Source organism: Listeria goaensis (assembly GCF_900186125.1).
GTDB classification, from domain to species: domain Bacteria; phylum Bacillota; class Bacilli; order Lactobacillales; family Listeriaceae; genus Listeria; species Listeria goaensis.
The window spans coordinates 127,547-142,616 of the sequence record NZ_FYBQ01000008.1 but is presented as its reverse complement, the minus strand read 5'-3'; the positions used below and the strand labels follow the sequence as shown (position 1 = coordinate 142,616).

General features: G+C 41.7%; 11 protein-coding genes and 1 pseudogene. 9 read left to right on the top strand and 3 right to left on the bottom strand.

The features are described from left to right. The 5 genes and pseudogenes from CFT42_RS14900 to CFT42_RS14785 form a co-directional block, all read left to right on the top strand. Window positions 1-534 (top strand): annotated as a pseudogene (locus CFT42_RS14900) (hypothetical protein); the annotation flags it as partial. Window position 535: 1 nt separating this feature from the next. Then, complete coding sequence (locus tag CFT42_RS10380) at window positions 536-1,147, top strand: hypothetical protein (protein ID WP_088816096.1); 612 nt, start codon at window positions 536-538, stop codon at window positions 1,145-1,147. A gap of 93 nt (window positions 1,148-1,240) precedes the next feature. Beyond that, entirely contained in the window at window positions 1,241-1,465 is a 225-nt protein-coding gene (locus CFT42_RS10375) for a hypothetical protein (RefSeq protein WP_088816095.1), read from the top strand. Between the two features lie 12 nt (window positions 1,466-1,477). Continuing rightward, window positions 1,478-1,615 carry a hypothetical protein gene (locus tag CFT42_RS14790; RefSeq protein WP_159458167.1) on the top strand — a complete coding sequence of 46 codons (138 nt, stop codon included), beginning with the start codon at window positions 1,478-1,480 and terminating at the stop codon, window positions 1,613-1,615. A gap of 773 nt (window positions 1,616-2,388) precedes the next feature. Continuing rightward, window positions 2,389-2,559 (top strand): hypothetical protein, encoded by a 171-nt coding sequence (locus CFT42_RS14785; protein WP_159458166.1) that lies wholly within the window; start codon window positions 2,389-2,391, stop codon window positions 2,557-2,559. 97 nt (window positions 2,560-2,656) lie between these two features. Here the strand turns inward: CFT42_RS14785 and CFT42_RS10370 are convergent, their stop codons facing one another. Continuing rightward, window positions 2,657-4,903: a GH92 family glycosyl hydrolase gene (locus tag CFT42_RS10370; RefSeq protein ID WP_088816094.1), complete on the bottom strand. Its 2,247-nt coding sequence runs from the start codon at window positions 4,901-4,903 to the stop codon at window positions 2,657-2,659. 14 nt (window positions 4,904-4,917) lie between these two features. Then, window positions 4,918-5,964, bottom strand: coding sequence for a GntR family transcriptional regulator (locus CFT42_RS10365; RefSeq protein WP_088816093.1), 1,047 nt, complete (start codon window positions 5,962-5,964; stop codon window positions 4,918-4,920). A 157-nt stretch (window positions 5,965-6,121) separates the two neighbouring features. On the opposite strand from CFT42_RS10365, the gene CFT42_RS10360 reads away from it, so the two are divergent. Together CFT42_RS10360 and CFT42_RS10355 are read left to right on the top strand one after the other, a co-directional pair. Then, window positions 6,122-7,411 carry a glycoside hydrolase family 125 protein gene (locus CFT42_RS10360; RefSeq protein ID WP_088816092.1) on the top strand — a complete coding sequence of 430 codons (1,290 nt, stop codon included), beginning with the start codon at window positions 6,122-6,124 and terminating at the stop codon, window positions 7,409-7,411. Between the two features lie 11 nt (window positions 7,412-7,422). Beyond that, window positions 7,423-10,086, top strand: a complete 2,664-nt coding sequence (locus CFT42_RS10355) for an alpha-mannosidase (protein WP_088816091.1) — start codon at window positions 7,423-7,425, stop codon at window positions 10,084-10,086. Window positions 10,087-10,188: 102 nt separating this feature from the next. On the opposite strand, the gene CFT42_RS10350 is transcribed toward CFT42_RS10355, so the two are convergent. Continuing rightward, a complete protein-coding gene (locus tag CFT42_RS10350) occupies window positions 10,189-10,464 on the bottom strand; it encodes a bacteriocin immunity family protein (protein ID WP_088816090.1) in 276 nt (91 codons plus the stop codon). A 116-nt stretch (window positions 10,465-10,580) separates the two neighbouring features. On the opposite strand from CFT42_RS10350, the gene CFT42_RS10345 reads away from it, so the two are divergent. Both CFT42_RS10345 and rpoB read left to right on the top strand, forming a co-directional pair. Then, window positions 10,581-10,982, top strand: a complete 402-nt coding sequence (locus tag CFT42_RS10345) for an Lrp/AsnC family transcriptional regulator (RefSeq protein ID WP_088810489.1) — start codon at window positions 10,581-10,583, stop codon at window positions 10,980-10,982. Window positions 10,983-11,497: 515 nt separating this feature from the next. Then, the gene (gene rpoB / locus CFT42_RS10340) at window positions 11,498-15,049 is read left to right on the top strand and encodes a DNA-directed RNA polymerase subunit beta (RefSeq protein ID WP_088810488.1); all 3,552 of its coding nucleotides are present in this window, start codon (window positions 11,498-11,500) and stop codon (window positions 15,047-15,049) included. The last annotated feature ends 21 nt before the right edge of the window (window positions 15,050-15,070 follow it).

Genomic DNA, 15,070 nt, shown 5'->3' with positions numbered 1-15,070 from the left:
ATGGACGGAAAAGTGTATTCAGGTGCGGCAGGGAGCATCTTACAAGCTTCTGCGTATGTGGAGGACTGGGAAGGCCAACTAGCCGAATCCGGCATTATGTCGGCATTATCAGGCGTAGGCCTAGGCGTTGCGATAGCTCGTGGGAGTAAGACGTATAAGGGTGGTAGTGGGGCTAAAAGTATAAAAGATTTTCAAAAATATAAAGAGTCTTTAATTAAAGGTGATATTTTAGAAAATTCTAATCCGATTATAGCAGGAAGTCAATTAAAAGATTCTAAGCTAGTTTCGGAATTAACGAAAGATGGCAGTTCAATATCAGACTGGGCAAAAATGGAATCCATTTATAGTTATGAAACGAGCTTAGGAAAAGGGAAAATTCACTATTATAAAAATTTAAAAACAGGAGAAATTAATTATTATGATGCGAAAATGAAAGTATCAATTCCTAGAGATTTACGAGCGCGGACAGGGACGGATGATTTATTCTGGATTTTGAATTTAGACAAACAGTTTATACCAAAAGGAGTGAGATAACTTGATTGTAAAAGCTATTTCAAACAAATACCATAGGGATATTTCAGTTGGCAAACTTTATCCAATAATTAGTAAATCCTCTGATAAGGAGCAGAATATTAGAATCATAGATGATACGGGGCTTTTGACAATTTATAAGTTTATAGATTTTGAAATTTATAAGACAAATATTTCGAGCTATAGTTTAATGAACGATATACTTATTTATCAATCTGTTGCATACTCTTCGTTTCTGTCAGATTACTATGACGATAATCATAATGCTGTAGAAAAATTAATAGACTGCCAAATAGAGATACTGGGCACAGAGTTAACGGCTATAGAGTTATTTGATTGCATTACTTCAGAGGTTTATTCAGAGGAAGAGAAAAATAATTTAATAATGGCTATAACTGGTAAAACAACAAAAGATTTGGCGGAAAAGTTGGCAATACATTTCGCTGATGCAGTAAATATTGGATCCGAATTAAAGTTCTCTTTGTGTAAATGTCTAGAACAATATAAAAGCATACCAATATATGATTTATTTGTGTCGTATTTGGCAGAATTTTGGATAGATACTTCACCTGCTAAAGATATAATTATAAAGTATTTAGATACTTATTATGATTAAGAGTCTAACGTGAATTTGATTTACGAATTATGGGATAAAAAGTGGATTTCTTCACTATTCCCAGAAAACTAGTTTGAAAGGAGAATTATTTAAATGGAAACCAAATTAAAAGATAGTGAATTGTTGGAGAAGAGTCATTTTCCACTACAATTATTTTTTAATATGGTTACTGAAGGAACTGGGTTTGGTGAGAATTATGGGGCTTTTACTTTCCCGGGGGATTTAGACGACTTTGATATTGCAAATGGAGAAGGGTTTGAAGAAGTGGAGTTACCATATAAAGGATATACTAAAATTGAAGATTTTTTTAACTATTAGGGGGTGTAGAGAATGGCATTATGGCAAATACCTTTAAATATTATTAAGCAGGCAAATGCAGCGAATGTAGAAGAAGAGAAAATATTGCTTTGGGGAGAGCCTATAGACAGTATTCAATTAGAGAGTATTTCTAACCAATTAAAAAAGTAGAAAGCTGGTCGTCAGATATAGTTCAATTTGGCGTATCCGATGAAACTTGTTTAGAAATAATTTGTGATAATGGCGTGATTGCAGAGATTTTGTTAAGAATAGATGTTAGAAATTTGACAAAGGAGTTAATAATAGGTGTTGTCAAGTTTGTAGAAGATAACGAAGCTATGCTGTTTTATGATTACTCATTCTATACTATTAATGAGTTGGCCCCATTAATTAGATCGTCTGAGGCTAGTAAATTCTATACAAATCCACTACTTTAACTGTAAAAGCCGAGAGACAAATCCTAATATAGGAAATGTTTTTCGGTTTTTAATCTTCATAAAGCTAAATGAATATCCATGCTAGGAAAAGAGAATGTTGTGTTAAACTATAAGTGAAAACAGACAGCTATTCACGTTGTCTACAACAAAAAGAGGGTAGCTTGTATTAGCTGTTCTCTTTATTAATATCATCCAAATAATTCTCAAAAATGTCATCTAAGACAGTTAAAAGTCCTTCCTTCTCCAGAAAGTGTAACCTATACAGGTTTTTATAAGCAGGAAATAGAGTATATAAAAAGCAAGGAGATAAGTGGTATGCTTACAAATGATATGGTTGAGAATATAAAAAAATTGACAAGACTGATAGAAGAACATTTTTCTAGCACTGTATCAAATTCTTATGTAGAAACTAAAGAAAATTAGGAAATTTTTATTGAATGTTTGATATATAGGAGTTTTTGGCTTCAATTTAGTTTAACCGATATTGGGAAAGGTGGGGTTTTTAGTGTGGATATAGCAATTGGAAAAATGACTCCACTAATCTCAGTAATAGAAAACGGAGAAAATTTACCAATAAATTTTGATGAGACTTCTATCAATGAAAATCTTAGTATTTTGGATGATTATTTACAGTGGAGGATGACAGATTCTCAAAAAACAGATTTTGGGATTTTATAAGTTGATGCGAAAACTAACAGTCATTTTCTTTAACTAATAAAAACCGAGAAACACCTCCCAACACAGGAAATGTTTCTCAGTTTTTATGCCTACATCGCTAACAAGTTTCCGAATGTGTAGTCGCAAGCTCTTGGAATTTTAAAATGCTTTTTTGTGCCGACGAAATCGAAAACGGCAATTCTTCCTCTGAAATCTCACGTTCTTCTGGTACAAGGCCTAATGTGGTGGTTAGATTGCCGCCGCGGATTAGGTCGCTGTGGGTGATGAATTGCGATTTTAAGGGTTTATTGTCGCGCGTTCTGGCGGTGACGAATTGATGCGCAGGCGAATTGTTCGCCGTATCTAACGTTAGGGTTTTGCCGTTTGGCAGGTCAATGCGCACGTTTTCGAAAGCGGGAATTCCGAAGACGTATTCCCCTGAACCGGGTGTCACCGGATAGAAACCGAGCGTACTGAAAATGTACCAGCCGGACATGCTACCGTTGTCCTCGTCGCCAGGATAGCCGTTTATGCCTGCGTCATAAAATTGATTCACCGCTTGCTTGATTAGAACCTGCGTATAAGCGGGTTTTTTCGCGTAGGTGAACAAATAGGGTAAATGGAAACTAGGCTGGTTGGACAGCGCAATTTGACCGAAGTCAATCATCGCCATCTCGCTCATTTCGTGGATCTCGTAGCCGTAGCCATCTACATCGAATTTTGGTGGTGTGTTCGCGAGCTCGGTCAGCTTACGCAAAAATCCACCTTCGCCGTACGCTTCATTTAGGCCAGCAAAATCGTGGAAAACCGCGAAACTAGTCTGCCATGCGCTACCCTCGGCGTAGTCTTTCCCCCAAGAAAAAGGGTTGAAAGGGGTTTGGAAATTTCCGTTTTCGTCTTTGGCGCGCATAAAACCCGTCTTTGGGTCGAAAATATGCAGGTAGTTTTTCGAGCGTTCCTCGTATTCGGCTTCGAGCGCTGTGTTTCCTAGTGTCTTCGCGACGGCGGAAATGCAAAAATCGCTGTAGGCGTAGTCGAGTGTGTGGTTGACGCTTTCATGGTAGTTCAAGGGGACGTAGCCAAGACGGTTGTAGTCCAGTGCGCCGCGGCGACCGTAGTTTTCTTTGTCGGACTGTGTCGTGGCTGCTTTTAGCATCGCGTCTTGAAACTCGGGCATTAAATTTGTGCCGATGCCTTTTACAGCAGCGTCCGCGATGACCGCGTCAATGAGTGTGCCGGGCATGAGGCCGCGTTCGTCAGGCGATAGCCATTTTGGCAGATAGCCCGTTTCGCGGTAGCTATTTAAAAAGCCGCCAAGCATTTTTTCGTATTCATCTGGAATTAAAAGCGAATAAAGTGGGAACACCGTTTTGTAAGTATCCCAAAACCCATTATTCGTATATAATCTACCATTTGCAACGCGCCGTGCAGTCGTGTCATAATGAATCGCATTTTGATTTGCATCATATTCATAAAAGCGCTGCGGGAAAAGCGCCGTCCGGTAAAGGCAATGATAAAATGTGGCGACTTTCGCTTTATCTGAATCACTCACTTGAATCTTGCTCAAATAGGCGTTCCACTTCGCGGCCGCCCTCGTTTTGGTCGCCTCAAAATCATAATCCGCTTGCCGTTTTAAATTGAGACTCGCTTGTTCAGGGCTGATGAAGCTTGTCGCCAAACTGATTTCCACCGTTTTAGGTGCCGTATCGTCAAACCCAATTTGGAAAAATTGATTTTCTGCTTTTTGTGTCGCTTTTGAAATGATTTTTCCGTCTACAGGGAAGCTCGTGTTCGAAAAATCAAATGGGCGGTCAGCCGTCAAGACGAAGTGCATTTTGAATTCTGGATCCGCGCAGCCAGCAAAATTCTGCACGTAACCAAAAACGCGGTTTTGCCGTTCGTCCACCTCAATATAACTGATATTTTCAGCAGAAAAAAGCAAGCCGTGTTGTTCGTCTTTCGTATAAGAAAGGCGTATTTTTGCGCCGTAAGTGCTCGGTGTGAGTTCGCTTGTAATTTGATAGCGGAGTTGTTTGATTTTTAAATAATGCGGGCTGAAAACGGCTTCATTCGGCCGATAAGAGCTTTGGGCGAAATATAAGTCATAATTTGCCAACTTCCCAGAAATCGGGGTGAGCAAAAAGTGAGAAAAGTCGCCCATCCACGGGCTTGGTTGGTGTGTTAACCGAAAGCCTTGGAATGTGTGGTCGTTTGGATGGAAAAACCAACTTCCGTTATTGTTTGTCGTCTGCGGTACAAAATAATTCATTCCTCGTGGCACAGAAGTATAGGGAAGCGTATTTCCATTTGAATAACTGTGCTGATTATTTGTGCCATGCCTCGTGTCGATTTGTGTAACGTCCATAATTTCCTCCGATTCTAACGTGCCCCGCTTGACTCCCTTTCAATTAAAGAAACGGGAATGATTGCGTTTTCCACGTCTTTTTTTTGAATTTGTTTTTGCAAACTGATTGCGGCCGCGCGCCCCATCTCTTCAAAATTTTGTGAAATCGTCGTGAGCGAGGGCTCAACAAATTCCGCGGCTTGAATATTATCAAAGCCAATAACCGCCAAATCTTGAGGGATACGAATCCCCATTTTCTTCGCTTGCTTCATAAATTGAATAGCCATCAAGTCATTTTCCGCCACAATCGCCGTCACGCCGTCCGCGACAAACTTTTCCGCAATCCCAGCATACGCCTCTTCCGATTGCACATTCGTTTCAAGCGCATGAAACGAAATCCCCGCCTCGAACAAAGCCCGCAAATAGCCCATGTAACGCTCGCGAACAGTGGAAGTTTCTTGGATCGTTCTACTGTTTAAAAAGGCGATTTTCGTGTGGCCTTTTGATAGGAGTAAATGAGCCGCCATATACCCGCCACTGAAATTGTCCGCCGTTACATACGGAAACGGGATACCCTCCATTTTTTTGTCGAGTAAAACAACCGGGAAACCTTGAAAGTGCAACTGATAAAGAATATCCAAGTTTGAGTTTCCTGTTTCCGGATAGTAAATCATCCCGTCGTATTGTTCAATCAACTGGAAAAAATGCGTTTGAGTTAGGAAACTTTCATCTTGAATGTGCACATGGTACCCTTTTTCCGCTAAATACGGCAGCATTAGAGCTGTAAAATTGCCAAGATCGTGTTGGCCAGGAAAAGGCAAAATAAAAAGGACTTGTTTCATGGAAGTAACCGCTTTTGAAATGGAACGCGCTTTGACAAAGGTACCCTTGCCGCGAATTCGCTCCACCAAACCTTTATTTTCCAGTTCAGATAAAGCACGCTTTGATGTAATGCGGCTCGTCTGATGTGAGGCGGCTAGGGCATGTTCTGTCGGCAATTGTGCGCCAACTTGCAACTCACCCGACATAATTTGACGTTCAAGCTGTTCGCTAATTTGCTGGTAAAGTGGTTTTTTAACCATTCAAATTGTCTCCTTTGATATATCATTTAATATACCTACTATACCAAATTTGCGATTTGAAAGAAAATAAAATGAAAAAACACTAGACAATTCATGCTAACATCATTATACTGTATTTAAAGTTAAAAAGATATATCAAATTTTAGGAGTGTTTTAAATGACATATCAAGAGGTTCCTGTTTCAGTAGAAAAGTTTATGAAAATAATTACGGAGAAATGCGGCGAAACACACGCTAACTGGGCGAAAAATTTCAATGCGTGCTTTGCCAATACATTACTCACAACCGTCAAGCGTTTGCCAGATGATACAACATTTTTACTTACTGGTGACATTCCAGCGATGTGGTTGCGCGATTCAACCGCACAAGTCAGACCGTATCTTGTACTTGCGAAAGAAGATCCAGAAATAAAAGCGATGATTCGTGGCTTAGTAGAGCGTCAAATGCAGTTCATCTGTTTAGATCCTTATGCAAACGCCTTCAATGAAGAAGCAAATGGCGCAGGGCATCAAACGGATAATACAGAAATGAACCCGTGGATTTGGGAACGAAAATATGAAATTGATTCGCTTTGTTACCCCGTTCAACTTAGTTATTTACTTTATAAAGCAACGGGCGAAACAGAGCAATTTAATGAAACGTTCCATCAGGCGGTGAAGAATATTTTAACCGTGTGGGAAGTTGAACAAAAACATGAAGATTCTCCTTATACGTTTACGCGTGATACTTGGCGTATAGAGGATACGCTGCCAGAAGACGGGAAAGGGACAAAGGTTGGCTACACAGGGATGACTTGGTCAGGTTTTAGACCGAGCGATGATGCTTGTAAATTTGGCTATTTAGTGCCTTCGAATATGTTTGCGGTCGTCGTGCTTGGTTATTTGGAGGGAATTTACAGTGAGATTGCGGATGATGCATCGTTAGTGAAGCGAATTCAGGCGCTTCGCGGAGCAATTCAAGACGGAATTGAAACGTACGGGAAAACAAAATCACAAGCTGGCGAAACGATTTTTGCGTACGAGGTGGACGGTCGCGGCGGTGTGAGTGTGATGGACGATTCAAACGTGCCGAGCCTACTTTCGGCGCCGTACTTAGGTTATGTGTCGCCAAACGATGAAACATATCTCGCAACGAGAAAAGTGTTACTAAGTGAGGAAAACCCTTATTTTTATAAAGGAGAGTTTGCGAGAGGGATTGGCAGTTCGCATACGCCGCCCGATTACATTTGGCCAATTGCGCTTGCGATGGAGGGCATGACGACTGATGACAAGTCGGAGAAGGAACGTATTTTGAACTTGCTTGTCGATTGCGACGGCGGGACGAATTTAATGCACGAAGGTTTTGATGTGAATAATCCGTTTGCCTATACGCGCGAATGGTTTTCTTGGGCCAATATGATGTTTTGTGAGCTTGTGATGGATTATTTTGATATTCGAGTCGAAAAATAGGAGGAGAAAACGTGAAAAAAGTTTATATTGTTTCGCATAGTCACTGGGATAGAGAATGGTATATTCCGTATGAAGCGCACCACATGCGGCTAATTGAATTGATGGACGACTTGCTCGAATTGTTTGAAACCGACCCGGAATTTGAAAGTTTCCATTTAGACGGGCAAACGATTATTTTAGACGACTATTTACAAGTGCGCCCAGAAAAAGAAGCGGCTGTTCGGAAAGCCATTGAAGCTGGCAAACTAAAAATTGGCCCGTTTTACATTTTGCAAGATGCCTTTTTAACGAGCAGCGAATCAAATGTGCGCAACATGCTAATTGGTATGCAAGAAAGTAAAAAATGGGGCACGCCCGTTAAGCTCGGCTACTTCCCTGACACGTTTGGAAACATGGGGCAAACGCCGCAATTGATGAAAGAAGCAAATTTGGACGTTGCCGCTTTTGGCCGAGGAGTCAAGCCGACTGGTTTTAATAATGTTGTAATTAATGACGAAAAATATTCCTCGCAGTTTTCGGAAATGTGGTGGGACGGGCCTGACGGTAGTCGCATTTTAGGCGTGCTGTTCGCCAACTGGTACAGCAACGGGAATGAAATCCCAACAGACAAAACGGCAGCGAAAGCGTTTTGGGAGCAAAAATTGCGCGATGCCGAACAATATGCTGCAACGGATCATTTGCTCATGATGAATGGCTGCGACCACCAACCAGTTCAAAAGGACATTACAGAAGCGATTCGCGTGGCCAATGAATTGTATCCGGATATTGAATTTATTCACGCTGGCTTTGATACGTATTTAAATGCACTAAAAGCAGACTTGCCTGCTGATATGAGCGTCATTGAAGGTGAACTTACAAGCCAAGAATCAGATGGTTGGTACACGCTCGCAAATACGGCATCATCGCGCGTCTACTTGAAACAGCAAAATACGGAAGTGAGCTGTCAGCTAGAAAATATCGCCGAACCGCTTGCAACAATGGCGTTCGCGGAAGGTTTCGCATATCCAACGGACAAACTCAACTATGCGTGGAAAACGCTCATGCAAAACCACCCGCATGATAGCATTTGCGGCTGTAGCGTAGATTCGGTTCACCGCGGAATGGTCACACGTTTTGAAACGGCAAATGAAGTCGGCAAATACGTGGCTAGTGAGGCAGCAGCATTTCTCGCTAAAAAAATTGACACGAGTGCTTTTGACGCTGACGCGAAACCGTTCGTTGTTTGGAATACGACATCTTTCCAAAAGACGGGCTCCGTTACGATTGAACTCGAGTGGGAAAGAATGCTTTTTGCAGGCAATAAACACGATACGCTCTACGATAAACTTTCCAGTAAGCCTGTTCCTGAAGTTTCTGTTGTGGACATTCGCGGCAATCAAATTCCGTTTGAGCTTCTATCGCAAGAAGTACGATTTGGCTTCGATTTACCTAAAGATGCTTTTAGAGTCCCTTATATCGCGCGCTACATCACGGTCGAGCTATTCTTGGTCGACATGCCGGCGTATAGCCACGAGGTTTTCGGTCTTGTACAAAAAGCGCCGACTGCCGGTTCTGAAAATCTGGTGAAGGGCACGCATACGCTCGAAAATGCTACTGTCCGTGTTGATGTGAACGAAAACGGGCAGCTTACAATCACGCACAAGCCGACTGGTCGCATTCACGAAAACCTTCTTTCTTTTGAGGAAACGGGAGATATTGGGAACGAATATATTTTCTTTGAGCCGACCGGGGTTTCGCGCTACTACTCGCATGAAAGCCCAGCTGAAGTTCGGGTTATTCGAAATACGCCGAATGTAGGGGAAATTGAAATCCGCCATGAAATGCTTGTCCCTGAATCCGCGGACGAACTCCTTGACAAGGAACAAAAAATGGTGCTCGAATTTAAACTGCGCCAAGCTAAACGCTCCAAGAAAATGAAAAAAATGTTCATCACGACTCGTGTTGTTTTAGAGAAAAACAATTCGCTCGTGCAATTTGAAACGACCGTGAATAACGACATCAAAGATCACAGGTTGCGCGTTTTATTCCCAACAAGCTTTGAAACTAACGTCCATCAAGCAGACAGCATTTACGAAGTGGTGACGCGGCAAAACAAAATGCCAGAAACGTGGGAAAATCCGACGAATCCGAATCACCAACATGCCTTTGTGCACATGGAAGACGAAGCTGGCGGAATGACGATTGCAAACATGGGCTTAAATGAATACGAAGTGCTCGCAAATAACACCATCGCGCTCACGCTGTTCCGTTCTGTCGGCGAAATGGGTGACTGGGGCTACTTCCCAACGCCAGAAGCGCAGTGCCTCGGTGAACATGTTTTCCGCTATGGTCTCATGTTGCACGGCGACGGGGAGCGCGAAAAAACATTCCATCAAGCGAAACAATTCCAAGTGCCGTTTACCGCCGAACAAACCAATGTGCATCGTGGCGAAATCCCCGCTACAAAAGCATTCCTCAAAGCGAACAACGACGCTTTCCTAATGACCGCACTCAAAAAAGCCCAAACGGAAGACGCCATAATCCTCCGCGGCTACAACTTAAAAACATCTAAAGAGCCACTTGAAATTAAAGCAGGTGCGCGTAGCAGCTACCGTACGAACCTCCTTGAAGAAGGCCGAAATCCGCTACCGAATGAACTAAAACCTGCCGAAATCGTGACTATAAAATTAATTTAAAACGCACATTAGAGGCTGGGAAATACTTCCCAGCCTTCAGTCTGATTGTGCGTGGTATGTTTTGTTTTGCTTAAGTTTAGCGTTTATTAACGGCCTGTCAATTTACTTCGCTAATAAGCAAGCGTTAAGTTTTTTTAAAAGCGCTGAATTTTCTTTTGATAAGGAGATGCGGTGTACAATTAAGCAATTCGAAATGTCTAAAATTAACCTATTTAAAAAAAGTGAATCATTGTAGCATAAATCAATTTCGGAAATCCATTTTGTAAGAATATTTTTCAATTCAATGGTATTCTTTTCCACTAAATTTTGTGATAAAGCACGCACGATTGGTATGGCTGCATTCAATTGTTCTTTTGTAGTATAATATTGGTAATTCATCTGAAATCCTCCTATGTAGTTTTGCTATATTTAAGTATATAGAATATCCCCTAATAATTATATAGCCTCATGAAAAAATAAACGATGCAATGTTTTCATCGTGAAAGGACTTTAAAATGGATGAACTCGACCAAGAAATCATAAAGCTATTAAAAAAAGACGCGCAGTTAACAAATAAGGAAATTGGAAATGAAGTGCACCTAACAGGTCAAGCAGTTGGCAAACGAATATTGAATTTGAAAGATGCAGGCATCATAGGCAGTTACACCATAAAAGTTTATTACAGTAACAAACAGTTTATTCGCGTATTTATGGAAGATAATCGTTTTAAAGAGGTCGAACAAAAAATTATGGAATATGAGGAAATTGAAGAATTTTATAAAGTAAGCGGACATGCTTGCTTTATGGTAGTTGCGCATTTTGAACCAGAAAAGTTAAAAGTTTTTATTGAATCACTTTCGAAGTGGGCGCGTTGTAGTGTAGATTCAGTTGTCGGCGATCGACTTGAAAATAAGTAAAAAGCGATTAAATGTGAATCGCTTTTTTTGCTACGTCATACATCATCAGCGACTCTTGACAATGTACGCCAGATGTTGTATTATAGTTAAATGCCAAAAGAATCTATACTGTTTTTTGGTGCGCTCATTTTTATGTGAAAAGCTAGTGAAATGAAGCGTTTCCATTGTTTTGGTAGCATAATGGACATGGTCGTGGTTTTCAAGCAAATAGGTCAAATTTGATTTATTATGAAACTTTTTTTAAAAAAGTCTCTTTGCCGAATGAAATCCGCTTTCTTTTTGTCTAAAACAGCATAGAATTTTCTTTTAAAGTTCCATTCAAAGTTGTCCTTTTGCTGGTATTTAAGCCGGCTGAAAAGTGGCAGGAAGCTTTTGATGAACGGTATTTAAGCGAGTGATTTTTACACGTGTAAAAAAAGCTCTTAGCGTCTTAAATTCCGGGTGCGGGGGGTTCCACCATTTGTGCGAATGACAACCATTTTGAATGTGCTTATAAATTTTAAATAATTTGAGGGGTGAAGAGTTTGTCAGGACATGATGTACAATACGGCAGACACCGTAAACGTAGAAGTTTCGCTCGGATTAGTGAGGTATTAGAATTACCAAACTTAATCGAAATTCAAACAGCGTCTTACCAGTGGTTCTTAGATGAAGGACTCCGTGAGATGTTCCGCGATATTTCTCCAATTGAGGATTTCGCAGGCAACCTATCGCTAGAATTTATCGATTACGATTTAGGAGAGCCGAAATATTCGGTAGAAGAATCCAAAAATCGTGATGCAAACTACGCAGCACCCTTACGCGTTAAACTACGCCTAATCAACAAAGAAACAGGCGAAGTAAAAGACCAAGAAGTTTTCATGGGTGATTTCCCGCTGATGACAGAAATGGGAACATTTATCATCAACGGAGCAGAGCGTGTTATCGTTTCACAACTCGTTCGTTCCCCAGGTGTATACTTCAATGACAAACTAGACAAAAACGGTAAAAAAGGTTTCGGTTCAACCGTTATCCCAAACCGCGGCGCTTGGTTAGAATATGAAACAGACGCAAAAGACGTTGTGCACGTGCGTATCGACCGCACACGTAAATTGCCTGTTACCGTTTTACTCCGTGCACTCGGATTTGGTTCCGACCAAGAAATTTTAGATTTAATCGGAGATAACGACTATCTTCGCAACACCCTAGAAAAAGACAACACGGACAACGCAGATAAAGCGTTACTCGAAATTTACGAACGTTTACGTCCAGGAGAACCTCCTACTGTAGAAAACGCAAGAAGCTTACTAGTGTCTCGCTTTTTCGATCCTAAGCGTTACGATTTAGCTAGCGTTGGACGTTATAAAATCAACAAAAAACTACACCTTAAAAACCGGTTATTCAACCAAGTTTTAGCTGAAACGTTAGTGGACCCTGAAACAGGTGAGATTATCGCTTCAAAAGGCGACATTTTAGATCGCCGCAAACTAGATACGATTATTCCTAATCTTGAAAACGGCGTTGGCTTCCGTACACTGCGTCCAACTGATGGCGTATTAGAAGACAATGTAGTTGTTCAATCTATTAAAATTTATGCACCTGACGATGAAGAAAAAGAAATCAACATCATTGGAAATGCGTATATCGATGAAAATGTAAAACACATTACGCCATCTGATATCGTGTCTTCCATCAGTTATTTCTTCAACCTTCTGCACGGCGTTGGCGATACAGATGACATTGACCATTTAGGTAACCGCCGCCTACGTTCAGTCGGTGAACTGCTTCAAAACCAATTCCGTATCGGTTTATCCCGTATGGAACGTGTGGTTCGTGAACGTATGTCTATCCAAGATATGACAACCATCACACCACAACAATTAATTAACATTCGCCCAGTTGTCGCTTCTATTAAAGAATTCTTTGGTAGTTCACAATTGTCTCAATTCATGGATCAAACAAATCCACTTGGCGAACTTACGCATAAGCGCCGTCTATCTGCCTTAGGTCCCGGTGGTTTGACGCGTGAACGTGCCGGCTATGAAGTGCGTGACGTTCACTATTCTCATTACGGTCGTATGTGTCCAATTGAAACGCCAGAGGGACCAAACATCGGTTTGATTAACTCCCTTTCTTCTTATGCGAAAGTCAATCGCTTCGGGTTCATCGAAACACCATATCGTCGTGTTGACCCTGAAACGAACCAAGTAACCGACACAATCGATTATTTAACAGCAGATGAAGAGGATAACTACGTGGTTGCGCAAGCGAACTCCAAGTTAGACGAAAAAGGCGCATTTACGGAAGAAGAAGTTATGGCTCGATTCCGTTCTGAAAACCTTGCTGTGGATAAAGAACGCGTCGATTATATGGACGTATCGCCAAAACAAGTTGTGTCCGTCGCAACAGCTTGTATCCCGTTCCTAGAAAATGATGATAGTAACCGTGCCCTAATGGGTGCGAACATGCAGCGTCAAGCTGTTCCATTAATGCATCCGGAAGCACCGTTTGTTGGAACAGGTATGGAACACGTATCGGCAAAAGATTCCGGTGCAGCTGTAACCGCGAAACATGACGGTATCGTAGAACACGTTGAAGCACGCGAAATTTGGGTGCGCCGCGTATCTATGGTTGATGGCAAAGAAGTAACAGGTGGAATCGATAAATATACACTACGTAAATTTGTTCGTTCCAACCAAGGAACATGTTATAACCAACGTCCAAACGTTGCAGAAGGGGACCGTGTCGTTAAAGGCGAAATCCTCGGTAACGGTCCATCCATGGATTCAGGAGAGCTAGCACTAGGACGTAACGTTTTAGTAGCCTTCATGACATGGGACGGCTATAACTATGAGGATGCGATTATTATGAGCGAACGTCTTGTAAAAGACGACGTTTATACGTCCATTCACATCGAAGAATTCGAGTCCGAAGCACGTGATACGAAGCTTGGACCTGAAGAAATGACACGCGATATTCCAAACGTTGGTGAGGACGCACTTCGCGATCTTGACGAACGCGGTATTATTCGTGTCGGTGCTGAAGTAAAAGATAACGACCTTCTTGTAGGGAAAGTAACGCCAAAAGGTGTAACCGAACTTACGGCTGAAGAACGTTTATTACATGCTATTTTTGGTGAAAAAGCGCGTGAAGTTCGCGATACATCACTACGTGTACCTCACGGTGGTGGCGGTATCGTTCTCGATGTTAAAATCTTTACTCGTGAAGCCGGTGACGAATTACCACCAGGCGTAAACCAATTAGTGCGTGTATATATCGTACAAAAACGTAAAATTCACGAAGGCGATAAAATGGCCGGTCGTCACGGTAACAAAGGGGTTATCTCCCGTATCTTACCAGAAGAAGATATGCCATTTATGCCTGATGGAACACCCGTTGATATCATGCTTAACCCACTAGGGGTGCCATCTCGTATGAATATCGGGCAAGTGCTCGAACTTCATTTAGGTATGGCGGCTCGTAAACTCGGCATTCATGTTGCAACACCAGTATTTGATGGAGCAAATGAAGAAGACGTTTGGAGCACAGTGGAAGAAGCGGGAATGGCTCGCGATGCGAAAACTGTTCTTTATGATGGACGTACAGGTGAACCATTTGATAACCGTATCTCTGTCGGCGTTATGTATATGATTAAACTTGCTCACATGGTTGATGACAAATTGCATGCTCGTTCGACTGGACCATACTCACTTGTTACCCAACAACCACTTGGAGGTAAAGCTCAATTTGGTGGACAACGCTTTGGTGAGATGGAAGTTTGGGCTCTTGAAGCGTACGGTGCAGCCTATACGTTACAAGAAATTCTAACAATTAAATCAGATGATGTTGTTGGACGTGTGAAAACGTATGAAGCAATCGTGAAAGGCGAAAGCGTGCCGAAACCAGGCGTGCCGGAATCTTTCCGCGTATTAATCAAAGAGTTGCAAAGTTTAGGTATGGACGTCAAAATCCTATCTGCAGACGAGGAAGAAATCGAAATGCGTGATACCGATGACGACGATTTCTCCGGTCAAAACGATGCATTTAATATTGTGAAGCCTGAAGAGGCTACCGAGCAGGTTGACTAACCCGCCCGAAACAAAACTCCA